Genomic DNA, 23,671 nt, shown 5'->3' with positions numbered 1-23,671 from the left:
TCCCTCTACCCCACACTCAGACTCGCGGCCGCGCCCGGCCCGTAGCTGGCCGAAACCTGCGCCACCTCGACCTCGTAGAGGCCCGCGACGCCGTCCGAAGACTGTGCCGCCGCGGAATAGGTCCAAATTGGCGTCGTGGCGATCTCTTCTCGAACAAGGGCGCCACCTGACCGAATGCGGATCAGATAGGTCTCGGACTCCTCGCCCAGCGGCACGTCCAGCACGTCCCAATCGTCGCCGTCGATCCGGGTTCGGCGTACCCAGGTGAACAGGTCATCGCCCCCGTGCCTTTCGACCTTCAGATGAACTGGCGCGTAGGGGCGCAGACCGTTTCCATCAAAGGCCTCAACCTTATGGACATAGGAATCGTCGTCGTATCCGCGAGTTGCGGGCCCGATCCGGTAGTGCCGCGCAATTCGGCGTTCGGTCCGCAGCAGACTGGTCTGAAGAACCCTCTCGTCAAGCAACACGAACACGGAACCCTCCGGCCAGATTTCGGGCATGACTGCGTCCGTACCCAATTGGCCACGCAGGCGGCCAGACAGGGCATAGACCCCGGGTTCCTGCAAGACGGCATCCGCGAATTGAAACACTTCCCAATTTCCGGGCGTGCCGTCTCCGATCGCGGCCAAGTTGGCGCCGGTCAGAAGTGAGTCACGCGACCGCGACTGCAAGACGCCATCGACAAAGCGCACGCGCAGCGGCTCACCTTCATCCCAAACCCCTGCGCTCGCGGAAGGCAAGGAGGATTCGGTGAACCCGATCACAGCCCGACCAGTCACCAGATCGCGCAGCGCGTAGCCCTCGTCACTGTCCGAGGAATAGACGGCGACGCTGCCTTGCCAGGGATCGGCCGTGACGGCCAGATAAGGGGCGTGCGGCTCTTCGGCGCCGGTAATGAGTGGCAGGTCCAGAAAAATCGGCAGAACCGGGACTGGGGCCACAAAGGGTTGTGAGACATACCCATCATCCGCCATGTCAGACGGGGAATAGACCCCGGGCTCGATCCGCACGGCATCTGCCAGCTGGATGTCAGCCTGTTCCAACCTGTCTATGCGATACAGCGCACCGGCTCCCCCATTCCAGGATGGAAGTCGAACAATGTCGCCGGCGCCCAGATTCATCTGCGACGGCGGCAGCGCAAAGCGAGCGGTATTGCGCGCGACGCGGGCCTCGGCCAGCCAACGTTCGACCGTCTGCCTCCCTTCGGCGCGGGTCATCGACAGAGGCATTTCGTTCACGGCAACATAATGTGTCCGATCATCGGGCAGCACGGCCTCCTCTGATACCACATCGTGGTCCGCATCCGACTGCACGAAGCGCAGACGCACGCGGCCAGCCATTTCGGCCTCGGCTTCGCGCTGGTACTGGACCCTGCCATCGACCTCGGGGCTTTCCGCGACCTGATCCAGCGACAGATCGAATGCCCGGCGCCCGACCCTCATGCGGAATGTCAGAACACCGTCCCGCTCGATCGCATCAAACCCGTAGCGTAGCATCAGCGGCTGCAGGGCCGCCCGCGCGTCCGAAACATCTTCGATCACGTATCCACGGACAACTCCGTCAAGCGCAGACACATCAAAGTCGGCAACGCCTGCAGCCTGACAAATCTCGGCCACCACCGAGGCCAGTGTCCTGGCACCTGAACGCCCGTTCAACCAATGACCACGGGCGTAGTTTTCGCCGTCACTCCACTGCGAACGCAGGTTCGGGAATGTCGGGTAAGGTCTCGCGTCCCACGCCCATACATAGGCATTCGAAACGTCCACCATCGGACCATCGTAGATGTCCGAAACCGGGTTGATCTGCGGATCGGCCCAATATCCAAGAACTGCCTTCAAATACTGAACCTGAATGAAATCGTCGCGTTGACCGTTTGAGTATTTGGGCAGATCGGATTCCGAGGATTTCGGATCCAAGAACTTGTTGGGTTGGTTCGTTCCCTTGTCTATGGCCGCACAGCCCAGTTCCGTGAACCAGATCGGCTTTGATCCCGGAACCCAATCGGTCGGGTCAGCTTGGCGCACTCCTCCGATCCGTTCGTGGTGCAAGTTCGACCACCAGTTGCGGATGTCCTTATATCTCCACACCCATGGCTCTGCGTGTTCGCCGTCCTCGATCGGATACCTTATCTGCGCGTCCTGCTCCTCGGGCGTTGGATAGTACCAGTCGTATCCTTCACCGCCTTCGATGTTGCCGCGCAAATAATCCAGGTCGTAGATTGACCGGGCACCATTCATCGCATCACGATGATCGTTGCCATCCCGCCAGTCCGAGACCGGCATGTAGTTGTCGATCCCGACGAAATCGATGTTTTCGTCTGCCCACAGAGGGTCCAGATGGAAGTATCGGTCACCGCTGCCATCGGCAGGCTGGTACCCGAAATATTCCGTCCAATCCGCGGCGTAGCCTATTTTGGTGTCTGGCCCCAGTATCTGCCGCGCTTCCGCCGCCAATGCCTTCAGCTGAGCAACGGCCGCGAACCCGGACGCGCCGCGTATCTGGGTAAGGCCACGCATTTCCGAGCCGATGCAGAACGCCTCGACCCCGCCTGCTGCCTTGCACAACGCCGCGTAGTGAAGAATGAAACGGCGCATGCTCCATTCTTCCGGTCCGGTATAGGTGACAGTGCCATTACCGATGATGAAATCCGAGGCTTGGGCTGCACCAAAAAAGCTTGCCACCTGAGCGTCCGCACCTGCGGTTCCGTCCAACGACCCCGGACGCCCCGGAGCCACGTCCAGCGTGATCCGGCCGCGCCACGGCAGATGCGGCTGATCGCCGGCATCCGACCATGGGTCTGGAAGACCATTACCCTGCATCTGATCCATCAGGATGAAAGGATAGAACATTACCCGGCTGCCGGAGCCCTTGAGGTGTTGAATGGCTTGAACCACCGACGCATCGGCCGGGGTACCGCCATAGACGGGTCGCCCGTCCACATGTTGCACGACCTGGGCCGATTTGCGCTTTAGCCCAGAGACTTTCCACGGCATGTTGGCGCCGTCCACGTCGTCGCGGATCACCTTGGGTCGAACGCTGCAAGCGCCGCAACGCAAGTCATCTCCGAACCAAGAGACCACCAGCGACGCAGCCTTGCAGCCCGGAAGTTCTTTGTTCAGGGCACGCACCGAGGCCACCAGATCGGGCTCGCCCGAGGGCGAATTGACGTTGGCGGCCCAGCTTTGGCCCGACCCTTTGGAATAGTTTACCTGCGTGCTGGCCAGCGTGTATTCCCCGGTGCCAGGCATCAGGGCCACGGCCCGGACAATCTGTTGCAATTCGGATTCGTAGTCTGGTGCGGATTTCTGATCAGGCCGAACAACCTCGAAAGAGAACTGGGGAACGCGATTGCCAAATTGCGCCAGCGGCAGGTCTTCAATCACAACATACGCAGTGCCGCGATAGGCCGGAACCGTTCCGGCACCTTCGATCGTTTCGATCAATGGATCCGGCAGCTGATCCTGGCTACCGGTATAAACCCGCATGTTCAGACTGTTGCGCTCAAGCTCTTCCCCATCGGCCCATATCCGCGCGATGTCCGCGATCTCTCCGACGCCGACAGCAATCGCCAGTGATATCGAGTAGCTGTAGCTATGGGTGGTCGTGGTGACTTCGGCTGGTTTTGGCGTTCCTTTGCCGCCAGCAGACTGCGTAGACGTCGTGGTTTTGCGGGTCTCAAGGAAATTCGACGCCCAGATCACCTGCCCACCGACCCGCATTCGGCCGAACACGGTGGACAACGGCGCGCCCTCGCCTGTTTCCGTAAGTCTGAACCGGTCCAGCCGGCCAGACTCGACCACCTCGCTTCCAGCACCCATGACCGACTGGCTAATCAATCGCTGGTCGATAACCCGCCCGAGCGTCGCGCCGACTGCCCGCCCCACGATGGCCGTTGACAGCCCGGCAACGGTTCCACCGATGGACCCGCCCAGCGCAGCCCCCGCCGCAGATAAAACTATCGTCGCCATCAGTTGCCCTCCAAAGGAAATTCAAAGCAGGCGACCACCCGGCGGCGCCAGGGGTCGCTCAGTGCGTTTTCGACAACGCCATGTCCGGAATAGGCATGGATGAAGCGTGGCACGGCGCCCGCTTCACTCACGATACCAAGGTGTTTGGCCACACCGGCATCGCGCATCCGGAACAGCAGCACGCATCCAGGGGCCAGAAAGTTGCGCGGGCGTTCGACCAGATTGCGCCGCGCAGCCGCCCACATGCGCTCTTCGCCCTGCGGTTCGGACCAGTCCATGCTGTAGGTAGGCACCGCCTCGGGCTCGCGGCCGATGACGGATCGCCAGACACCGCGCAGCAATCCCAAGCAATCGGTTCCCGCTCCCTTGACCGAGGCCTGATGCACATAGGGCGTTCCCAGCCAGCCTCGCGCTTCGTCCACGATATCCTGCGCCGTCACCATGACCGCCTGCTGCCTCCATTGTTCGCGTTGCCCTGTTTCGGCACGGCCATCACCCAGTCTTCGCTCGGCAGATCCGGAAAACCCTGGAAATTTATGATGTTGTTGAATTTCAACCGACAGGTCTCCATCCGCTTGTCGCAGCCCGCCAGCACCCGCACACGGTCACCGGCGGCCAGACCCGAGCCCAGAGCGGTCCAAAGGTGCAATTCCCGCCCGATCTTGATGCTTCGGTCCGTCTTCACCGAAGCCCAAAGACCCTGAGAGCGGCCGGTCAGCACATCGACGCGGCCACGTTCGAACCAGCCGTCCTCAAACGCCTCCGCCCCCTGCAGTCTGAGGATCGGACCCTCGTCGATCTCGGCAATCTCGGCCTCGGCCCAGTAGCCGGGCGTCAACCTGTCGAAGCCGCAGGCTTTGTCACCCAAAACGGCCGTACAGGGTTTTTGGTAGATCCGCCCCAAGGGTCGGTTCAGCAGATCGGTCAGCCCGCGCAATTCGGCGTGAAACGCGCCCCCTGCGCGGCGCAGCTCGCCGATTGAGCCACGGAACTGCAACATGCGCTGTTCCGGCGCGGCCCAGTTGACCAGCCATGCTCGGACATCGGCACCGTCAAAGCGGCCGTCTTCGATATCCTCGTCGCGCACGGCCGCATCAGACAGCGCCCCCATGGCCTCGGAATTGTCGATCGACAGGCCCGTCGCCTGTTCGATGGCCGAGGCTGTGAGACCGGTGCTTGCCTTGAAAACCAGCCCGTCAAAGGCCAGTTCGCGGTCATGGTCGGTGAACCCGAAGGACATGCCATCGGTTCGGGTGATCGCCCAACAGCGGCAGACCGTAGTCATGCCGGACTGAAGATGGGTCAGCAATGCCTGCTTGTCGCCGCTCATCAGACCCGCACCTCCACCACCGGAACATTGGGTACGTCGCCTGCCTGAAAGCTGGCCACGCTGACTTGGATCCTGTCGGTGTCAAACCGCACCGGCACATCGAATTCAAACCCGGCGGTCACGTCGACCCCCTCGGATGGCGGGACGACGAATTGGATCAGACCGCTATTCAGGTCCACCTCGAAATCGACGCCTTCTCGGGCCTCATCCTGATCCAGCCCAATCTTGACCGTACCCAGCACCGGCTTGACGATGGGCCTGACATAGCTGACCCCGCCCGAGGCATAGGTCTTGACCAACTGGAACTCGGTCGTGACCCCGTCGCCTTGCCCGATCACCTGGTCGCCCTTGTCGACCTCGGCGGATGCTGCGCAGGACTTGTAGTCCGACCAGTCCTTCCATCGGAACCCGTACATCTGCCCCTGGCGCGCCTCGAAAAAGGCGATCAACGTCTGGATATCGTCCAGCGACCGCATTCCCAATCCGGCGTCATAGCGCCGCCGTGAATGCGCCCAGGGCGTGTTGCGCTCCTCGAACCCGTTGGCCAGCGTCACGATATCCGTGCGCCGCTCGGGTCCGCCGACCGAGCCGAAACTCAGGCTGGCGGGAAATCTGACTTCGTGGAAATTCATGCCTGCTCCCCAATCTACCGGTTGCGATTGCCGCGCCCCAGCGCGCGGCTCATCTGGGCTGCGATCTGGCCCTGGCTGCGACGAAAGCCCTGAACGTCGGGTGTGGTGATGTTCATCACCACGTTCACCGCCCGTCCGCCGCCCGAGTTGCGCACCCCCAGTTTGCCGTCGGGTCCGCGCGCCAGCGGCATGATCGCCTCGGGGCCGGCCTCGCCCATCAACCCGGTCGCACCGCGCATCGGAAAGGTGGTGGGCCCAGTAACCACGCCGCCATTGGCAAAAGGCATGACGCGCCCCTGCGCGAAACTGCCGCCATCGGCAAAAGGCAGAAGCCCCTGCACCAGGCCGCCGACCGTATTGGCCAGCATGCCGCCGAAATGATCCGTCACTGGTTTGATCGCCGCCGAATAAGCTGTGCGGATCATCGAGTTCTTCAGCACGTCCAGCGCATCCGACAGGTTCATGCCGTCCAGCACCACACCGTCGAAGGCCTTTCGCAGCCCGCTCGACATGCCGCGTTCCAGGGTGGCGACATCCTTGCCGGTCTCCTCAAAAGCGGCGCTGATCCGCTTCATCTGGGCGTCGAAGGCCGCCGCCATCGTGGCGGCATCGCCCAGGGCGTCGCCCAGCGCCTCGCCGCGCTCCTGCAGGTCGTCAAACCCGTCCCGATCCGTCATCACGCTCTCCTTGTATCTTGTCCGGCCAGGCGGCCAGCAACTTGTCCAGCCGCGCCCGGTTCATCGCCGGCATCCCGCGGCCCTGCCCCAGCATCAGCCGCAGTTCGGCCGGGGTCAGACGCCAGAACTGATCCGGCGTCAGCCGCAGCCCGTGCAGCCCGGCCCGCATCAGGCCGGGCCAGTCAAAGCCGCTCATGACTCACCCGGCACCATGAAGGCCCGCGCCAGCAGTTCGGCCGCCGCCCGCGCCGCGGCCATCGGGCCGCCCTCGATCTCGGCCCGCAACATGTCGGCGCGGGTCACATCCGTGCCGCCTCCGCGCAGCCCCGCAACGATCAGCCCCAGCACGTCGCCACTCGAATAAGCGCCGCTCTCGAACCGCTGCACCAGTTCGACCAGTGACCCGGCACCCAGCTCCTGCTCCAGCTCGGCCAACGCGCCCAGCGTCAGCTTCAGCACCCGGCGCTGGCCATCGACCACCAGCGCCACCTCGCCTGTCCACGGATTGACCATCACAGCGCCGTAAAGGTCAGGGCGCCGGCGCTGGCCAGGCTCATCTCATAGGTCGCCTCGCCATTGTGCGAGCCCGAATACTCGATCCCGGTCACCTGGAACGGTCCTTCGACGATGCCGAAATCGGGAATGATCACCTGGAAGGCGGGCGTTTCACCGTCAAAGAACAGCTGCCGCGCGCGTTCATCCGTGCCGGCGTCCTTGAACACGCCCGATCCGGAAATCGAGGCCGACTTGACCCCCGCCCCCGATAGCAGCTCGCGCCAGCCGCCCTGGCTTTCCAACGAAGTGACATCCACGCTTTCTGCGTTGAAACTGATCCGCGTGGCCCGCAGCCCCGCGATGGTCTGGAACAGACCCGTGCCGTTCATGTCCACTTTGACCAGCAGGTCCTTACCGTTCTGGGCACCCATTTTCTCTCTCCATTGATTGCTTAGTTGTCTTCCACGCGGGCGCGGAATCTCAGGTCGATCTGCCGGATCGCGCCACCGGTCCCGGTGCGCCGGGCCGAGGCCCGCTCGAACCACAGCCCCACCAGCCGCCCCCGATCCAACGTCAGCGGGGCGCCGTCCAGCGCGTCGCACACGGCCCCGGCCAGGGTCTTGGCCGCGCCGAACCCGGCGGCCTCCGAGACCACCGATACGGTGAACCGATGCAAAGTGCCCTGCCCGGTCTTGTCCGAGGCGTCGCGCACCACTTCCGGACCCAGGGTGATGTAGGTCTGCGGCAATGTCCCCGAAGGCACCGCGTCATAAACCGCATCGCCCACTTGGGCCAAAATGCCCCTGTCATTGACAAGTTGCTGGAACATGGCCGCCTGCAGCGCCGCCGAAACGCCATAGCTCATGCCGCCACCTCCTCATCCGCGAAACAGGTCAGATAGCGCCCGGCCGCGTCGTATTCGGCCACCGCGCGGATCACGAAGCGCCGCTCACCCTCCCGGAACCTCTGATCGGGCGCCGGACGCATCGACGACCCCTCGGATGCGCCACGCACCACGATGCGGTAACTCACGCGCGATACCGGAACATTCGCGACCGCGCGCTCGGTCCCGGTCCGGGCAGACACCTCGGCCCACAGCGTGCCCAGCGGCGCCCAGGTCTCGGCATAGCCGCCCGCACCGTCGGCCACCCGCACAGGGGCCTCCAGCACCAGTTGCCGGTTCAGACGGGGCGCGTTCATTGCATCACCCCCGCGCCAAAGCGCACCATGCGATAGCGCTGGATCAGACTGGTCACACCGAAGGGCATGCAACCGTCGCCCAGGCTGGTCTCGTCGCGATACTCATAGTAATGCGCCGCCAGCAGCAGCACCGCCTGCCCCAGATCCGCCGGCAGCCCGCCCCAATCCGCCGCCATCCCGGCCGTCAGCGCGATGGTCACCTCTCCACCGGTGGGAATGGAGGGCAGGCAAGCCCCCATTGGCCTCAGGCAAGGGCGCTGGCTGTCCCGCTCCAGGCGGTAGGTCCCGGGCGCCACCACCTGCTGGGTGCCCTGCGCGTCGGTCAGCGTCACTGCGTCGATGCGCGTCACCGGCGCGACCGGCAGAACCTCGCCCGCGTCGTTGCGCCAGCGGCTCAGCGTCCAGGTGAAACTGCGCGATATCAGCACCTTGCCAGTGCGCGCCTCGATCGCGGCCATCGCCGCCCTCAGGAACCCTTTCAACACGTCATCCTGCAGGCTGGTCTCGGCAAATCCCGTGCCCAGCCGCAGATGCGCCTTGAACTGATCCACCGGCAGCGCCGCATCCGCGATGGCGGTTTCTTCGATCAACATCATCCATTCACTCCGCAATCTCGGACCCCTCCGGGGGCCGCATCCTTGGAAAATGGCGGGCACGTGCCGCCCCACGTTGCTCGGACGGAGGGGAGCAGCTAGACAACGCGGGGGATCTCACCCCGGCCCGCGCCCGCCGCCCGAGGGACCGGCCCACCGGCCCCCCGGATCCGTCACCGCTCAGGCGGTGCCGAATTTCACCAGCTTGATCGCGGCAAAATCGCTGATGTCGCCGCCCACGCGCTTGGTGGCATAGAACAGGACATGCGGCTTGGCGCTGAACGGATCGCGTAGCACGCGCAGGTCGGGGCGCTCGGCGATGGTGTAGCCGGCCGAGAAGTCACCGAAAGCGATCGAGAAACTGTCGGTGCCCGGATCGGGCATGTCCTCGGCGATCAGCACCGGATAGCCCATCAGGCGCGCGGGCTCACCCGCGGCCAGGCCGTCCGACCACAGGAAGCGGCCGTCGGCATCCTTCAGCTTGCGGATTACACCCGCGGTTTTTGAGTTCATCACGAAGGTGCCGTTCACGCGGTACTGCGCGCCCAGCGCATAGACCACGTCCACGATCGCATCCGCGTCGATGCCGCCCGCGACACCGGTGGGCGCATAGCCCAGGTTGCCCCAGGTCCAGACGTCGTTGTCCACCGCCGGATGGCTCAGGATGCCCTTGGGTTTGTCGATGCCGTCGCCGTTGATGAAAGCCGCCGCCTCGGCGCGGGCGAACTTGTCGGCGATACGGCCAGCCAGCCAGCCCTCGACGTCGAATGCGCTGTCATCCAGCAGCCGCTGCGAGGCCTTGGGCAGCGCGCTCAGCTCGTGCAGCGGGATCGAGATGCGGTCGATCGACGGGGTGCCTGTCTCGGCGGCGGTGGCGTTCTCGGCAGCCCAGCCCGCGCCCACATCGGTATGATCGATCAGCACGTCGAACGAATTCGCCTCGACATTCACGACCGACGCGATCGAACGGATCGACGCGGTGGATTTCAGCACCGACTTGATCATCTCGGCGGTCTGCGGATCGACAAGGTAGCCGCCATCGCTGTTGACGGCCGTCGACAGCGACTTGACCTCGATCTCCAGCCCGCGCAGGGCATCGTCATCGCCCGAGCGCACATAGGCATCAAAGGCCTTCTGGTGCGGCGCCTCCTCCAGGGTCGAGGCCGCAAGATGCGGGCGCGCCGCGATGGTTGATTTACGATCCAGCATGGTCAGTCGCTCTTCTGTCTGTTGCAGTTTGTGTTGAACTTCAGCCTTCAGGCCCCTGAATTCTCTTACGAAGCCAGCCATCGCCTGCTTCACCTCCTGAACCAGGGGCACACCCTCTCCGGTCAAGGCCGCGGTCTCGGTCTTGCTCATCAACACTTCCTTTCTGGGTGGGGGTTGAGGCGCGCTAGGGTCGCGCCAGCTCCTGCCGGGCGTTCTCGAACACCTCGGCGATACTGCGCCAGGTGTCCTCGGCATCGGGGTCCGTCCCCTTTGCCGCCACCCGCGCACTGGGCAGCATCGGGAAGGTCACCAGCGACACCTCCCACAGCTCCAGTTCCGTCAAGAGCCGCCGGCCCTTGTCATCCTTCACGGCCCGCTTGGTGCGATAGCCGATCGACAGCCCGTCCAGCGCACCCGCGCGGATCAGCTCGGCCGCTTCGCGCCCCTTCTGGGTGCTCTCCAGCAACCGCCCCTTGACCCACAGGCCGCGCTCATCCTCGCGCACCTCGTCCCACACGCCGATGGGCTGGGCCGGGTCGTGCTGCCACAACATCTTGACCCGCTGACCGGCCGCCTTAAGCCCGGCCAGCGACGCGGCATAGGCACCTTTCTGCACCACGTCGCGGCCCTGATCGACCTGGCCGAACAGGCTGGCATAGCCCTCGATCACCGCGTCTTCGGTCACCGACAGCCCATCGCCGAACCGCGCGAACTTGCGTTCCAAATCCATGAACAACTCCTCGTAAGCCACTGAATTCATGGCGCCACCGTCAGGAAAGACTGGAACGCCTGCGCCAGGATCACCGCCGCCACGCCATAGACCGTCAGCCACAACCGCCGCTCCAGCCGTTCCATCATTTCCTCGATCTGATCCAGTCGCCTGCACAGATGCGCATGCTGGATCTCGGCCACCCTCTCGTGCGCGGCCAGACGCAGGCCCGGCGCGCAGTCAAAGGGCGGGTATCCCGGCGTGTCAGCCATCCGCCGTCTCCGCCAGCGCCGGCAGGCCCAGCAGAGCACGCTTTTCGGCATCCGTCAGGAAATCGGCATTGGCCACCCGCGCCCATTGCGCGTCACGCTCCGTCGCCAGCGCCGGCACCTGGTCCAGATCGGGCTTCAGCACCAGATCTTCGCCGGTAAAGCCCGACAACCAGTCCGACAACGCCGCCGCCACCCGCGTCACCAGGGGCAGAACGGTCAGGCGATAGAACGCCCGGTTGGCCTCCTGATAGTTCGAATAGGTCGCGTCCCCCTGGATCCCCAGCAGCATCGGCGGGACACCGAAGGCCAGCGCGATCTCGCGGGCGGCGGCTTCCTTGGTCTTCTGAAACTCCATGTCCGAGGGGGAAAAGCCCATCGGCTTCCAATCCAGCCCCCCTTCCAGAACCATCGGACGCCCGGCGTTGCGCGCCCCGCGATAGTTCGCCTCGATCTCGTCGCTCAGGCGGCGGAACTGTTCCTCGGCCATCGCGCCCTGCCCGTCGCCGCCCTTCCACACCAGCGCGCCCGAAGGCCGCGCGGCATTGTCCAGCAGCGATTTCGACCAGCGCGAGGCGCTGTTGTGCACGTCGATCGCCATCGCCGCCGCCTGCATGGGCGAAAAGCCGTAATGGTCATCCTGCGGATGGAACGACTTGATATGGCAGATGGCCTCGGCCGGGAACCGGTGCGTCTTGCCCCCGGCGGTATAGTCATAGGCTCTGGGCCAGCCATCTGCCCCCGGCACCACGCTCATCCTGTCGGATCGCAGCACATGCAGCTCGACCGGCAGTCCGCCCTCGGCCTGCACCGCCTCGACATAGGCGTTGCCCGACAGCAGCAGCTGCCCGAACAGCGCCTCCAGCAGCTCGGCCTTGCCCTGCGCCGCGTTCGGCCGGCGCATCAGGCGCAGAACCGGGTGGGTCTCGTACCGCTGCGCGTCGTCCTGCAGAACCAGGGGCAGCGCCGCCGCGGCCTCGGCAATCAGCTTGACCGACCGGAACCCCACCGGGTTGCCCGAAAACCCCGTGCGCGTCAGAGAGGCGGTGTCGCGCGGGCTCCAGGCGACTCGCCCGCCGGTCTGCCAGGCCACCACCGGCCCGGCTGCGCTTGCTTTTGCCTCGGGGGCTTTCTCAGCCGATCCACGACGCAAGAAATCGAATACCATGTCCAGATGCTCCTTTCTGCCGCCGCTCTGCCCGGCTTGTTGAAAGGAGTTATGACGGAAAGATCTTTAAGCCTCGGGAATGGGGCGTACGGCCGTTGTGCAACGGCTGGGGAAAATGTGCCCGCAGGATAAACCTCGGCATCCGACAGAAATGCGCTACCCTCTGCATATGAGCATCACGAGGGACCAGCCATGTATGAAAGCGCAGTGAAAACCGGAGGGATCGCCGTCGTGACCGGCGCCGCCAGCGGAGTCGGGCGCGTCGCGGCACAACGTTTTGCCCAAGCCGGGCTGGACGTAATACTGGCCGATCTTCCGGGACAGGCGCTCGACGCAACAACGGAAGACCTGAAGGCAGGCTTTGACGTGGTCAACATCACCGCGGTGCCGACGGATGTCACCTCTCAAGCCGACATGGAAAACCTGGCCGACACAGCTTTCGCCGCCGGGCAGGTTGCCGTCTTGATGAACAATGCAGGGATCAGCCTGCCTACAAAAACATGGGAGTCATTCGACAACTGGCGGAAGCTTCTCGACGTGAACTTTCTGGGGGTCCTGCGCGGCATCCACGCCTTCCTGCCTCGCATGATCGAGGCTGACCGCCCGGCGGTCGTCGTCAACACCGGGTCAAAGCAGGGGATCACCTCCCCGCCGGGCAATCCCGGCTACAACGTGTCCAAGGCCGCCGTCAAAACGCTGACCGAACAGCTCGCGCACGAGCTGCGCGAGGCCGGCGCACCGATCACCGCGCATCTCTTTGTTCCGGGCTTCACCTATACCGGCATGATCGCGTCATTCCTGCCGGAAAAACCAGCCGCAGCCTGGACCAGCGAGCAGACCGTTGACTATTTCCTCGACCGCATGTCCCAAGGCGATTTCTACATCCTCTGCCCCGACAACGACGTCGATGCCGAACGCGACCGCCGTCGCGTTCAATGGGCCGCCGAGGACATCATCCACAACCGCCCCGCCCTCTCGCGCTGGCACCCCGACTACGCCGAGGCCTTCGCCAAGTTCGAAAAGCCCGAGGGCTGATCACAAAACCCGCACCCTCGGCCGCCGGTATGCCGCTGCCGGCGCCACCACCAGCTCATGCAACGCCCAGACCAGCGCATCGACCCGGTCGGGCGAGCCCTGCCCCTCGAACCCCCGTGCGGTCATCTGGCACATCTGCTCCTCCAGCGCGTCCAGCCCGGCCACATGGAACACCCGTCCCTGTTCATACAGCGCCGCCACAGGTTCGGCCCGCGCCACCTTCCCGCGCGAGGCCCGCACCGCCCGGAACGGGACCAGAGGGTCCACCTGCCGCACCACCTCTTCGACCAACTGCCCGCCCTGGTTGACCTCGGCCACCAGCCGCTCGGCCCCGAATCCGTCCATCGCGTCAATCGCCGCGCGCGCCCAGCCTGCCGGGCCAACGCCCTGCACCGTCCGGTCGGCCAGCACATAGGCGCGCCACTCCTCGGGCGGCCCCTGCACCTGCGCGCCGACCACCACAATCCCGCAGGCATCCGCGCCCGACCCGCCCGTCACCGCCGGGTCCAGCGCCACCACCACGCGGCCCAGCTCGGGCACCGCCCCGACCCGCGCCGCATCCAGCATCGAACCGGTCCACAGCGCCCCCTCGGCATCGGCCAGCAGCACCCCGTCCAGTTCCTGCCGCCCCAGCCGTGTGCCCGCATAACGCGCGCGCACCTCCTCCAGAAATGACTCCGCCAGGTTGGCCCGGTTCGCCTCGGTCGGCGCATGGGTCATCACCGTCGACGGCGCCGCCAGCAGATCCTTCAAAGCCTTCACATTGCGCGGCGTCGTAGTCACGCAGACCCGAGGCCGCTCGCCCAGCCGCAGCGCGAATTGCAGCATGTCCCAGGTCTCGCCCGCCTTTTTCCACTTGGCCAGTTCATCCACCCAAGCCGCATCGAACTGCGGCCCTCGCAACCCCTCGGGATCATGCGCCGAAAAGGCCTGCGCTTCGGCCCCGTTGGGCCAGACCAGCTTGCGTTCCGACGCCTTCCACTGCGGCCGCCGGTCGGGCGGAGAGCACTGCATGATCCCGCTGTCGCCAAAGATCATCACGTCGCGCACCTGGTCAAAGGTCTCGCCCACCAGCGCCACGCGCCGGGCCTCGCCCTGATCAAACGGCTTGGCCCCCTCGACCATCGACCGCACCCATTCGGCCCCGGCCCGCGTCTTGCCCGCGCCGCGCCCGCCCATGATCACCCAGGACCGCCAGTCGCCCTCGGGCGGCAACTGATGCGGCAACGCCCAGAACTCGAACAGGATAGGGAGGGCACACAGCCCCCCCTCCCCGATTTCACTCAAAAATCTGTCCCGCACCGCAGCAGGCGCGGAGGCGAGCCAATCGGCACCCGACCTCAGATCGGGCCCGCTCCAGGTCGAGCGCATAGCCGCCTTGGGCAATTCCTGCTTGTCTGTGACATTGTTCGACAAAGCTTGTCTCCACTTTCTGGCAACTTCGGATCAGCCCCTCTAGCTGTCCGAGTTGTCTGGCTGAACTCGCCAGGTCTGCATCCTCCCCGGTCTCGATCCGCTTGCGCAGGTCTTCCGCCGCTTGCCGCAAACCGCGAATGGACACCTCCAACGACTGCAACAGCTCGGCCGTCCGGGACATCCGCTCTTCCGGGGTAATCAAAGTCATGTTTGCCTGTGACCTCATGCGTGAGTGATCTCCGCACGAGAGAAATGAAAAACGGCCGCCGGGTCGCCCCGGGGCCGTTGCCCACTTCTTCTAGCATGACACAACTTATACGCGAAACCGGGCGCTCAGTCAAGCTCCGGCGCAACAGCGCGCAACAAGTAACGCACTGCCAGTTTTAACAAAATCCTAATTCAGCTCAGGGACCGCAACCAATTCTGTGATCGGCAAGATTTCCGCGACGGAGTAATTCCCGTCGTGCGTTTCAAAAACGGATTGCACACGCAATCTGCACCAACACCAAGAACCGCAAGCATACGAAAAATTACTGAAGGACAAAAAATGTACCATCCCCTTAGCTATGTCTCGGTAATCTGTTTGGGAGGCCTGATGCTCTTCGGCACAGTTGCGCAGGCTCAGACAGGGCCGCGTGGGCCTGATCTTGGCAAGATCGCCAGCGAGATTGGCGTTCCGCAATCTGCGCTCCAAAGCTGCCTGGGCGATCGTCCCAAGCCCGGCAAGCGCCCCGAGCGCCCTGACGCGGGTACAATTGCTTCGTGCCTGTCCAAGGCCGGTCACCCCTCCACCGCACAGGCAGTCGAAAAGGCGCTGGCGGCCGCCGCCCCGACGCCTCGTCGTTGACCATCCATTTGCAACGGATAGGACACCGGCAGCATTGACTACCGGTGTCGGCTTGACATTCGCCTCAGCAGCGCTCATCTACGCCACAGCGCTGCCGCGTGAGCACGCGGACCGAACCGAGGTCCGAGATAGCGCCCATTTTTCCCAGTTCCCATTCACGCAGGGTTCTTGACGCAAAAGCCGGATTTTGCGGGACTCGCCCGCAAATCCTGAGGCTGCGCACACTCCCTGCCGGTCGTGCAATCCGCACGGCCAGCTACTCTTGTTCGCGCACGGCCAATGCCGGCGCGGATCACAAAGGAAGACGACTTGTTCGATTTCGACATGCTCGGCCTCGCGCCGGCACTGAACGACGCGCTTGAGCGCGCAAATTTCACTCAACCCACACCGATCCAGAACCAGGCCATCCCGTTGGCCTTGGAAGGACATGACATTCTGGGCCTTGCACAGACCGGCACCGGCAAGACGCTGGCCTTTGGCCTGCCGCTGATCGACCACCTTCTGGCGCAACCCGGCAAACCGGCACCCAAAACCGCCAAGGCGCTGATCCTAGCCCCAACCCGCGAACTGGTGAACCAGATAGCTGACAGCCTCCGCACGCTTACCAAAAAGACGAAACTGCGCGTGGCCACAGTTGTCGGCGGACAGTCGATCAACAAACAGATCATGTTCCTGTCGCGTGGGACCGATATTCTTGTCGCGACCCCCGGTCGTTTGATCGACCTGATGGAACGTGGCGCGGTCGATCTCGGCTCGGTTCGGCACCTCGTTCTGGATGAGGCCGACCAGATGCTGGACCTTGGCTTCATCCACGCTCTGCGCAAAATCGCGCCGCAACTGGGCACTCCGCGCCAGACCATGCTGTTCTCGGCCACCATGCCGAAACAGATGGAGGAACTCAGCCGCGCCTACCTGACCAACCCGCAACGGGTACAGGTCTCGCCTCCGGGCAAGGCGGCCGACAAGATCACCCAGTCGGTGCATTTCGTTGAAAAGCCGGGAAAACCCGCCAAGCTGCGCGAGATCCTTTCGCGTGATACCGACGCCCTGACGCTTGTGTTCTCCCGGACCAAGCATGGTGCGGAAAAGCTGATGAAAGGGTTGGTGGCTGACGGCTACAACGCAGCATCGATCCATGGCAACAAAAGCCAGGGCCAGCGGGACCGCGCGATCAAGGCCTTCCGCGCCGGCGAGATCACAGTCCTGGTTGCTACAGATGTGGCGGCCCGTGGCATCGATATTCCCGGGGTGGCCTATGTCATCAACTATGACTTGCCGGACGTTCCTGACAACTATGTGCACCGCATTGGCCGCACCGCTCGGGCCGGTCGCGAAGGCGAGGCCATCGCCTTCTGTGCACCGGATGAATTTGATCTGCTGCGTCAGATTCAGAAATTGATGAAGATCGAGATCCCGGTGGCCAGCGGAGCGGCACCCGAAGCCGCAGAGGCCGCCAAGCCCGGCAATCGCCAGCGCAATCGACGACGTGGCCCGAAACCGCAGGGCACAAATGGCCCCGCCAACCGTCGGCGCCGTCCGCGCCGCAAATCGGCCGCATAAAAAAACTGCGCGCATGTCTCCTTGCGCGCAGTCTTTTTCCAGGATTTTGACTTTTCATTTCTCAGGCGGGTTGTCCGCCTGATTTATGCTGGCCCTGCTCTCGACCAACGAGCGGATCAGTTACCCGAATTGTTCCGCTCGGCTTCGATCTCACGCCATTTGGCAACGTTTCGGTTGTGTTCCTGCAGCGTCTTGGCGAAGGCATGGCCGCCAGTTCCATCTGCGACGAAGAACACGAAGTCGGTTTCGTCTGGAGCCACGGCAGCTTGCAAGCTGGCCAGTCCCGGGTTGGCAATCGGCGTGGGCGGCAAACCGTCTATCAAATAGGTGTTCCAGGGCGTGTTCCGCCGAAGCTCGCTGCGGCGAAGGCCTCGGCCCAGCGGACCCTGACCCTTGGTCACGCCGTAGATCACTGTGGGATCCGTCTGCAGCTTCATGCCTTGCTTCAGGCGGTTCACAAAGACACTGGCAACCTGACCGCGCTCTTCCGGAATGCCTGTCTCCTTCTCGATGATCGAGGCGAGGATCAGCATTTCTTCGGGGCTGGACAGGGGCAACCCGTCTTGACGCGTCTCCCAAACCCGGGCAATCCGCTCTTGCTGTCGGTCCTGCATCTTTTGCAGCAAAGCCGTTCGCTCATCACCCGGTGAGATTTCGTAGCTGTCCGGGGCCAACATGCCTTCAGGCGGAATTTCCGAGACCTCTCCGGTCAGGGCATCCACGGCCTTCAGCCCCTCAACGACCTGCCAACTGGTGACACCTTCTGCCAAGGAAACGCGGTATCGCGTATCGGCTTGGTTCCGCTTTTCCTGATAGACTTCAGGGACTTCGTCCTCACCAACGACAAAAGATGCGACCTCGACGAAATTCAATGTTGCAGGGTCCAGCTCGCGAACCCGTGTCTGAGTGCGGGTCACACCGATGCGGTACTCGACCTCGGTTCCACAGGTGCTGGCGCCGCTGCGGGTGACTTCGTCGATGATTTCCGCCATCGAAGCGCCTTCGGAGATCAGGAAACTACCCGCTTTCAGCTGCTGCGACTTGTCGGTGTAGTCTGCCGCCATACGAAAGATCGTTGCGCTGCTGATCGCGCCCTGATCCTCCAGGTCTCGGCTGACCTTGTTCATGTTCGAACCACCCTTCACCCGAAGGCAAATGGCGGTATCGAGCGGGCCCTCGGCCTTGTACTGCGACTGCCCCCAAAGGATCAGACCGCCAAGAAGAAACATGGCGACCACAAGAAAGGTCAGCGCATTGGATGCCAGAGCCCGCCACATTTACGATGCTTTCCCGAAAATCACGCTGGCATTGGTGCCACCGAAGCCGAACGAATTCGACAGCGCCACGTTGATTTCCCGCTCGCGCTTGGCATTCGGCGCAAGGTCGATCGGCGTTTCCACGGCTGGGTTGTCTAGGTTGATCGTCGGCGGGGCGACCTGATCGCGGATCGCGAGTATCGAGAAGATCGCCTCGATCGCACCTGCAGCCCCCAGCAGGTGACCGGTGGCCGATTTGGTCGAGCTCATCGTCGCCTTGCTGGCATGTTCGCCGAGCAGCCGTTCAACGGCCCCCAGTTCGATCGTGTCGGCCATGGTCGAGGTGCCATGCGCGTTTATATAGTCCAGATCCTTCGGTTCGAGCCCTGCGCTGCGTAGCGCTGCCTTCATCGAACGTTCCGCCCCGTCGCCATCCTCGGCCGGCGCCGTGATGTGATAGGCATCGCCCGACATGCCATAGCCCAGAACCTCGGCATAGATCTTGGCGCCGCGGGCCACGGCATGCTCGTATTCTTCCAGAACCACGATCCCGGCGCCCTCGCCCATCACGAAACCGTCGCGGTCGACGTCATAGGGGCGGCTCGCGGCCTTGGGGTTGTCGGCATATTTGGTCGACAGCGCCTTGCAGGCGTTGAAACCGGCAATCCCGATCTCGCAGATGCAGCCTTCGCCGCCGCCGGCGATCATCACGTCGGCATCGCCCGACCGTATGATCCGGCTAGCATCGCCGATCGCGTGAGCACCGGTCGAACAGGCGGTCACTACTGAGTGGTTCGGCCCTTTGAAGCCAAAGCGGATCGAGACCTGACCCGAGGCCAGGTTGATCAGCGCGCCCGGGATGAAGAACGGCGACACGCGGCGCGGACCCTTGTCACGGATCAGGTTGGCGGTTTCCGCGATCGACCCCAGACCACCGATACCCGACCCGATCAGAACGCCGGTGCGCAGACGTTCTTCCTCGTCCTCGGGCAGCCAGTTCGCGTCCTTGCAGGCCATCTCGGCAGCAGCGATCGAATACAGGATGAAATCCTCGATCTTGCGCTGTTCCTTGGGCGGCATCCAGTCATCGGGATTGAAGGTCCCGTTGGTCCCGTCACCGCGGGGCACCTCGCAGGCATAGGTCGTGGTGACCCCTGCGGCTTCGGCATCGAACAAGGTGATCGGGCCGGCACCTGACTCTCCGGCCAGCAGCCGCGACCAGGTTTCCTCGACCCCACTGGCCAGTGGAGTGACCAATCCCAGACCGGTTACAACGACTCTGCGCATGAAATGCCTCTTGCCTGCTTCCTGTTTGAGAAACGCTCATACCCCGGCCCGGGGTCCGGGGGCAAGAGCAACAGCGTATTCCGCACCGGCAGCTTGCCGCCTGCCTCCGCGCTGCACACGGCGCGCGGCCAAAGCAGAACCACACGAGCCGCCCCCGACGACCTGTCAGGGGCGGCTCGGACGGATTAGGCCGCGTTACTGGAACTGTGCCACTGGTTCATGGGCGGTTTTGGCTACCGCCAATGCCTCGGACAGGTCGACCGTCTTGCGGAACAGCGCCCGTCCGACCAACACACCCGAGATATTGGGAATGTAGGCCAGACGCGAGATGTCGTCGCTGCTGCGCACGACGCCGCTGGCGATCACCGGTGTGCGCGAATGCGCGGCCAGCCCCGAAATCAGGCCCAGCTGCGCCTCGACATCCACCATGTCGCTGTCGATATCGGTGACCAGAATGGCAGCCAGCGGAGCATCGGCAAACGCTTCGATGAAAGCCTCCGGGGTGAACGCGCTTTGGGTGCGCCAGCCGTCCGTCATCACGTAGCCCTGCCACACGTCCACCGCCAACACGATCTGGTCTGGGTATAGCTTGGCCAACTCTTTGAACAGATGGGGATCACGCGCCGCCAGGGTGCCGATCACGATGCGGCCTGCCCCTTTGTCGATCCAACGCTCGACCTGCTCGCGCGAGCGGAACCCGCCCGCCAGTTGAACAGGCAGCTCGGCGCTGCGGATGATCTGTTCGACCAGCGCAGAGTTCGTGTCCCGCCCCTCGATCGCATCGAAATCGGTCAGGTGCATCCACTCGGCACCTGCGGCGGCCCAGCCTTGGGCCGTTTCCACCGGATCGACATGCCAGATCATCGGTTCGTCCAGACGGCCCTTGTCCAGCGTGACACAGCGGCCGCTCTGCAATTCCATTGTAGGATAAACCCTCATGAGCACACTCCTCCGCTCAATCGTTCCGGATATCCATGATAGCATACTGGTCGCGCGCAGGTTCGCGTTTCTCAGTTTCGGCAAACGACGATCCGTTTGCGGCACCGCAAAAAAAGAAGCGTTTCAGTTCCGGGCCGGAGGGCCGTCGCGTCGAAACAGTTTCACCGGGCTGTCCCGATACTCTGTCTCCCGCAGCAATTTATATCCAAGCTTGGCCGCCAGCTTTTGCGAGGCCTTATGATCCGTGTCAATCATCGACACCAAGGGCCCGGGCATGATCCGGTCGAACCAGTCATGCGCGGCCTGAACGGCCTCGTGCCCGTATCCCAGGCCATGCGCCTCGGGCGCCAACACCCAACCGGCCTCGGGGAAGGTGTCGAAATCCTCTCCCAGACAGCGGTTGCCGTAAAAGAACCCGGCCTGACCTATCAATTTGCGATTCGCCTGCAAGAACACGGCCCATTGCCCGAACCCAGCCATCTGCCAGTGTCCCGCATTGCGCAGGAACGCGTCCCACGCCTCGCCACGGGTACGGGGTTTGCCGCCGATATGGCGCACCACGCAGGGGTCGCGCCAAATCTCCGCGAACCTTTCAAAGTCCTCGGGACGCATTGCGCACATCATCAGGCGCGCGGTGTTGATCATCGGGGCGGATCTTTTCATGCCCTTACCCGGTGCTTTGTTGCCTCATCGCAAACAGTGCAAACCGATTTTCCACGAGGCAAGCGGGAATTCGAGCGGGCAAAAAAAAACGGCGCTTCCGTTGCCCGGAAGCGCCGTTTTCGGTCAAATTCAAAGCGATCAGGAAGCTTCGCTGATGAACTTCACGGCGTCGCCGAAGGTTTGGATGGTCTCGGCTGCATCATCGGGGATCTCGATGCCGAACTCTTCTTCGAAAGCCATGACCAGCTCAACGGTGTCCAGGCTGTCCGCGCCCAGATCGTCGATGAAGGACGCGTTCTCGGTGACTTTGTCCTCTTCAACACCCAGGTGCTCAACAACGATCTTTTTAACGCGATCTGCGACGTCGCTCATGTCTATTCCTCATTCCATTTCAGGGCGGTCTGCCCGGTTCTGCCCTTGCCCGCTCGGGGTGGCCTTGGTTTGCCCGATCCGGGCGGTTTGGGTCCCGGGTCTCCGGGAAAGTAGAAGGCCGACCTGAACGACCGGCCCCTGATTACATGCGCCGCCTATAGCACAGACGACGCAAGAGGCAAACGCTTTCGCATCTGCCTCTGGCTGCGCCTACAACATGGCCATGCCGCCGTTCACATGCAAGGTGGTTCCGGTAACATAGCCCGCTTCGGGGCTTGCAAGGTACAGAACGGCCGCCGCAATTTCAGATGGCTCGCCCATCCGACCGGCGGGAACTTGCGTCAGGATGCCGGATTTCTGCTCATCGGTCAGCTTGTCGGTCATCGCGGTCGTAATGAAACCCGGCGCGACGGCATTGGCGGTGATGCCACGGCTCGCGACCTCGTAGGCCAGCGACTTGGTCATGCCGACCATGCCCGCCTTGGACGCGGCATAGTTCACCTGACCCGGGTTGCCGGTTGCACCAACAACGGACGAGATGTTGATGATGCGGCCCCAGCGCGCCTTCATCATGCCCCGCAGCACACCCTTGCACAGCTTGGCGGTAGCGGTCAGGTTCACGTCGATCACGCTCTGCCATTCCTCGTCGGACATGCGCATGAAGATGTTGTCGCGGGTGATGCCTGCATTGTTGACCAGAATATCAACGGACCCCATGGCATCGGCGGCCTGTTTCGGCAACGCGGCCACGGCCTCGGGATCACCCAGATTGCACGGCAGGACATGAGCGCGCTCGCCCAGTTCATCCGCCAGCTTCTGCAGCGGTTCGACGCGCGTGCCGGACAGACCAACAGTAGCCCCTGCGGCGTGCAAGGTGCGTGCAATCTCGCCCCCGATCCCGCCCGAAGCCCCGGTGATAAGGGCGCATTTTCCAGTCAAATCAAACATACCGGTATCCTTTTCGAGTGTCCTGTCGGACCAGCTTTGAGTTAATCGCCTGCCTGCAGCGCTTTTTGAACGTCTTCCGGCGTACCAACGGCGGAGCAGGCAATGGACCGGTCGATTTTGCGGATCATGCCCGACAGAGCCTTGCCCGCACCGATCTCCCACGCTTCGGTCACACCCTGCGCCACCATGTACTGAACGGATTCGCGCCACCGGACCGAACCGGTGACCTGTTCGACCAGCAATTGCCGGATCAGGTCGGGATCGGTGACCGCCTCGGCGCGAACATTGGCAACCAGTGGAACCGCCGGCGCCTTGATTTCGACCCCCGCCAGAGCTTCGGCCATCACGTCGGCGGCAGGCTGCATCAGGGCACAATGGAACGGAGCGCTGACCGGCAGCATCACAGCGCGCTTCGCGCCCTTTTCCTTGGCGATTTCAGCGGCGCGTTCAACGGCAGCTTTGGCACCCGAAACCACGACCTGCGTGGGGTCATTGTCATTGGCAGCCTGGCACACCTCGCCCTGTGCGGCCTCTTCGGCCACGGCGCGAACGGCGTCGAGATCCAGTCCCAGGATCGCGGCCATCGCGCCCTCGCCCACTGGAACGGCGCTCTGCATGGCTTGACCGCGAGTGCGTAGCAGGCGGGCCGTATCGGCCACGCTCAGCGCGCCAGCTGCGGCAAGGGCCGAGTATTCGCCCAGCGAATGACCGGCCACGAAGGCGGCCCGTGTCACATCGACCCCTTCGGCCTCAAGCGCGCGCATCGCCGCCATCGATGTGGCCATCAACGCCGGCTGCGCGTTCTGCGTCAAAGTCAGGGTCTCGATATCGCCATCCCAGATCAGGCTGCTGAGGCTTTCGCCCAGCGCTTCGTCCACCTCGTCAAACACGGCCTTGGCGGCCGGATAAGCGTCGGCCAGCGCCTTGCCCATGCCGATGGTCTGGGCGCCCTGCCCCGGAAAAACGAACGCAAGTGTCATTGCAACCTCTTGGATGACGTTAGGTTGCGCCGGGGTGTAAACCGAGTGAGGGTCCGGCACAAGCACTGCCTGCACTCTGCGTGACGGCACCGGGTCTGTGCGCCACACGCTATTG

Annotated in this window: 27 protein-coding genes; 3 read left to right on the top strand and 24 right to left on the bottom strand. The window is 63.5% G+C overall.

Going from position 1 to position 23,671, the window contains the following annotated elements:
• Positions 1 to 5: 5 nt before the first annotated feature.
• The 15 genes from ACR0NB_RS03025 to ACR0NB_RS02955 all read right to left on the bottom strand — a co-directional run bounded on the left by ACR0NB_RS03025 (position 6) and on the right by ACR0NB_RS02955 (position 12,253).
• Positions 6 to 3,971 carry a baseplate multidomain protein megatron gene (locus ACR0NB_RS03025; RefSeq protein WP_480774905.1) on the bottom strand — a complete coding sequence of 1,322 codons (3,966 nt, stop codon included), beginning with the start codon at positions 3,969 to 3,971 and terminating at the stop codon, positions 6 to 8.
• Positions 3,971 to 4,414, bottom strand: a complete 444-nt coding sequence (locus ACR0NB_RS03020) for a C40 family peptidase (protein WP_170358778.1) — start codon at positions 4,412 to 4,414, stop codon at positions 3,971 to 3,973. The genes ACR0NB_RS03025 and ACR0NB_RS03020 overlap by 1 nt, the downstream gene beginning before the upstream one ends.
• A complete protein-coding gene (locus ACR0NB_RS03015; protein WP_170446499.1) occupies positions 4,408 to 5,301 on the bottom strand; it encodes a DUF2163 domain-containing protein in 894 nt (297 codons plus the stop codon). Before ACR0NB_RS03015 ends, ACR0NB_RS03020 begins: the two co-directional genes overlap by 7 nt.
• Positions 5,301 to 5,933: a phage distal tail protein, Rcc01695 family gene (locus ACR0NB_RS03010; RefSeq protein WP_480774904.1), complete on the bottom strand. Its 633-nt coding sequence runs from the start codon at positions 5,931 to 5,933 to the stop codon at positions 5,301 to 5,303. The genes ACR0NB_RS03015 and ACR0NB_RS03010 overlap by 1 nt, the downstream gene beginning before the upstream one ends.
• Before the next feature lie 14 nt (positions 5,934 to 5,947).
• Positions 5,948 to 6,610, bottom strand: coding sequence for a phage tail tape measure protein (locus tag ACR0NB_RS03005; protein ID WP_005982489.1), 663 nt, complete (start codon positions 6,608 to 6,610; stop codon positions 5,948 to 5,950).
• Positions 6,588 to 6,806 (bottom strand): rcc01693 family protein, encoded by a 219-nt coding sequence (locus ACR0NB_RS03000; protein WP_005982488.1) that lies wholly within the window; start codon positions 6,804 to 6,806, stop codon positions 6,588 to 6,590. Before ACR0NB_RS03000 ends, ACR0NB_RS03005 begins: the two co-directional genes overlap by 23 nt.
• Complete coding sequence (locus ACR0NB_RS02995; protein WP_170523288.1) at positions 6,803 to 7,123, bottom strand: gene transfer agent family protein; 321 nt, start codon at positions 7,121 to 7,123, stop codon at positions 6,803 to 6,805. The genes ACR0NB_RS03000 and ACR0NB_RS02995 overlap by 4 nt, the downstream gene beginning before the upstream one ends.
• Positions 7,123 to 7,536 (bottom strand): phage major tail protein, TP901-1 family, encoded by a 414-nt coding sequence (locus ACR0NB_RS02990; protein WP_170363235.1) that lies wholly within the window; start codon positions 7,534 to 7,536, stop codon positions 7,123 to 7,125. Before ACR0NB_RS02990 ends, ACR0NB_RS02995 begins: the two co-directional genes overlap by 1 nt.
• A gap of 20 nt (positions 7,537 to 7,556) precedes the next feature.
• The gene (locus ACR0NB_RS02985) at positions 7,557 to 7,970 is read right to left on the bottom strand and encodes a DUF3168 domain-containing protein (RefSeq protein WP_480774903.1); all 414 of its coding nucleotides are present in this window, start codon (positions 7,968 to 7,970) and stop codon (positions 7,557 to 7,559) included.
• On the bottom strand, positions 7,967 to 8,305 hold the full coding sequence (locus tag ACR0NB_RS02980; RefSeq protein ID WP_480774902.1) for a phage head closure protein: 339 nt from the start codon (positions 8,303 to 8,305) through the stop codon (positions 7,967 to 7,969). The genes ACR0NB_RS02985 and ACR0NB_RS02980 overlap by 4 nt, the downstream gene beginning before the upstream one ends.
• Positions 8,302 to 8,901, bottom strand: a complete 600-nt coding sequence (locus tag ACR0NB_RS02975; RefSeq protein ID WP_480774901.1) for a head-tail connector protein — start codon at positions 8,899 to 8,901, stop codon at positions 8,302 to 8,304. The genes ACR0NB_RS02980 and ACR0NB_RS02975 overlap by 4 nt, the downstream gene beginning before the upstream one ends.
• A gap of 177 nt (positions 8,902 to 9,078) precedes the next feature.
• Positions 9,079 to 10,257 carry a phage major capsid protein gene (locus ACR0NB_RS02970; RefSeq protein WP_480774900.1) on the bottom strand — a complete coding sequence of 393 codons (1,179 nt, stop codon included), beginning with the start codon at positions 10,255 to 10,257 and terminating at the stop codon, positions 9,079 to 9,081.
• A gap of 34 nt (positions 10,258 to 10,291) precedes the next feature.
• Positions 10,292 to 10,837 (bottom strand): HK97 family phage prohead protease, encoded by a 546-nt coding sequence (locus tag ACR0NB_RS02965; RefSeq protein ID WP_170338585.1) that lies wholly within the window; start codon positions 10,835 to 10,837, stop codon positions 10,292 to 10,294.
• Between the two features lie 26 nt (positions 10,838 to 10,863).
• Entirely contained in the window at positions 10,864 to 11,088 is a 225-nt protein-coding gene (locus ACR0NB_RS02960; protein ID WP_093962401.1) for a GTA head formation protein, RCAP_rcc01685 family, read from the bottom strand.
• The gene (locus tag ACR0NB_RS02955) at positions 11,081 to 12,253 is read right to left on the bottom strand and encodes a phage portal protein (RefSeq protein ID WP_480774899.1); all 1,173 of its coding nucleotides are present in this window, start codon (positions 12,251 to 12,253) and stop codon (positions 11,081 to 11,083) included. The genes ACR0NB_RS02960 and ACR0NB_RS02955 overlap by 8 nt, the downstream gene beginning before the upstream one ends.
• Positions 12,254 to 12,445: 192 nt before the next feature.
• Here ACR0NB_RS02955 and ACR0NB_RS02950 point away from each other — a divergent pair, with 192 nt between their 5' ends.
• Positions 12,446 to 13,288, top strand: coding sequence for an SDR family NAD(P)-dependent oxidoreductase (locus ACR0NB_RS02950; protein WP_480774898.1), 843 nt, complete (start codon positions 12,446 to 12,448; stop codon positions 13,286 to 13,288).
• Here the strand turns inward: ACR0NB_RS02950 and ACR0NB_RS02945 are convergent, their stop codons facing one another.
• Together ACR0NB_RS02945 and ACR0NB_RS02940 are read right to left on the bottom strand one after the other, a co-directional pair.
• Positions 13,289 to 14,659, bottom strand: a complete 1,371-nt coding sequence (locus tag ACR0NB_RS02945; RefSeq protein WP_480774897.1) for a DNA-packaging protein — start codon at positions 14,657 to 14,659, stop codon at positions 13,289 to 13,291.
• The gene (locus ACR0NB_RS02940) at positions 14,568 to 14,912 is read right to left on the bottom strand and encodes a hypothetical protein (RefSeq protein ID WP_480774896.1); all 345 of its coding nucleotides are present in this window, start codon (positions 14,910 to 14,912) and stop codon (positions 14,568 to 14,570) included. The genes ACR0NB_RS02945 and ACR0NB_RS02940 overlap by 92 nt, the downstream gene beginning before the upstream one ends.
• 339 nt (positions 14,913 to 15,251) lie before the next feature.
• Between ACR0NB_RS02940 and ACR0NB_RS02935 the strand changes: the two genes are divergently transcribed.
• Both ACR0NB_RS02935 and ACR0NB_RS02930 read left to right on the top strand, forming a co-directional pair.
• The gene (locus tag ACR0NB_RS02935; protein WP_222456838.1) at positions 15,252 to 15,551 is read left to right on the top strand and encodes a hypothetical protein; all 300 of its coding nucleotides are present in this window, start codon (positions 15,252 to 15,254) and stop codon (positions 15,549 to 15,551) included.
• Positions 15,552 to 15,860: 309 nt separating this feature from the next.
• Positions 15,861 to 17,111: a DEAD/DEAH box helicase gene (locus ACR0NB_RS02930; protein WP_170443093.1), complete on the top strand. Its 1,251-nt coding sequence runs from the start codon at positions 15,861 to 15,863 to the stop codon at positions 17,109 to 17,111.
• Positions 17,112 to 17,227: 116 nt separating this feature from the next.
• Here ACR0NB_RS02930 and mltG read toward each other — a convergent pair whose 3' ends face one another.
• The 7 genes from mltG to fabD all read right to left on the bottom strand — a co-directional run bounded on the left by mltG (position 17,228) and on the right by fabD (position 23,556).
• On the bottom strand, positions 17,228 to 18,388 hold the full coding sequence (mltG, locus tag ACR0NB_RS02925) for an endolytic transglycosylase MltG (RefSeq protein ID WP_480774895.1): 1,161 nt from the start codon (positions 18,386 to 18,388) through the stop codon (positions 17,228 to 17,230).
• The gene (gene fabF / locus ACR0NB_RS02920) at positions 18,389 to 19,654 is read right to left on the bottom strand and encodes a beta-ketoacyl-ACP synthase II (RefSeq protein WP_170338075.1); all 1,266 of its coding nucleotides are present in this window, start codon (positions 19,652 to 19,654) and stop codon (positions 18,389 to 18,391) included.
• Between the two features lie 195 nt (positions 19,655 to 19,849).
• Entirely contained in the window at positions 19,850 to 20,593 is a 744-nt protein-coding gene (locus ACR0NB_RS02915) for a 1-(5-phosphoribosyl)-5-[(5-phosphoribosylamino)methylideneamino]imidazole-4-carboxamide isomerase (protein ID WP_480774894.1), read from the bottom strand.
• Between the two features lie 123 nt (positions 20,594 to 20,716).
• Positions 20,717 to 21,256, bottom strand: a complete 540-nt coding sequence (locus ACR0NB_RS02910) for a GNAT family N-acetyltransferase (protein ID WP_170366317.1) — start codon at positions 21,254 to 21,256, stop codon at positions 20,717 to 20,719.
• 138 nt (positions 21,257 to 21,394) lie between these two features.
• The gene (locus ACR0NB_RS02905) at positions 21,395 to 21,628 is read right to left on the bottom strand and encodes an acyl carrier protein (RefSeq protein ID WP_005982462.1); all 234 of its coding nucleotides are present in this window, start codon (positions 21,626 to 21,628) and stop codon (positions 21,395 to 21,397) included.
• A 210-nt stretch (positions 21,629 to 21,838) separates the two neighbouring features.
• Entirely contained in the window at positions 21,839 to 22,576 is a 738-nt protein-coding gene (fabG, locus tag ACR0NB_RS02900; protein ID WP_170338567.1) for a 3-oxoacyl-[acyl-carrier-protein] reductase, read from the bottom strand.
• 41 nt (positions 22,577 to 22,617) lie between these two features.
• Positions 22,618 to 23,556 (bottom strand): ACP S-malonyltransferase, encoded by a 939-nt coding sequence (fabD, locus tag ACR0NB_RS02895; RefSeq protein ID WP_480726143.1) that lies wholly within the window; start codon positions 23,554 to 23,556, stop codon positions 22,618 to 22,620.
• Positions 23,557 to 23,671 lie beyond the last annotated feature (115 nt).

This window comes from Ruegeria sp. CG3 (assembly GCF_056537205.1).
The sequence above is the reverse complement of the archived record's forward strand: the minus strand, read 5'-3'. Positions and strand labels throughout refer to the sequence as shown.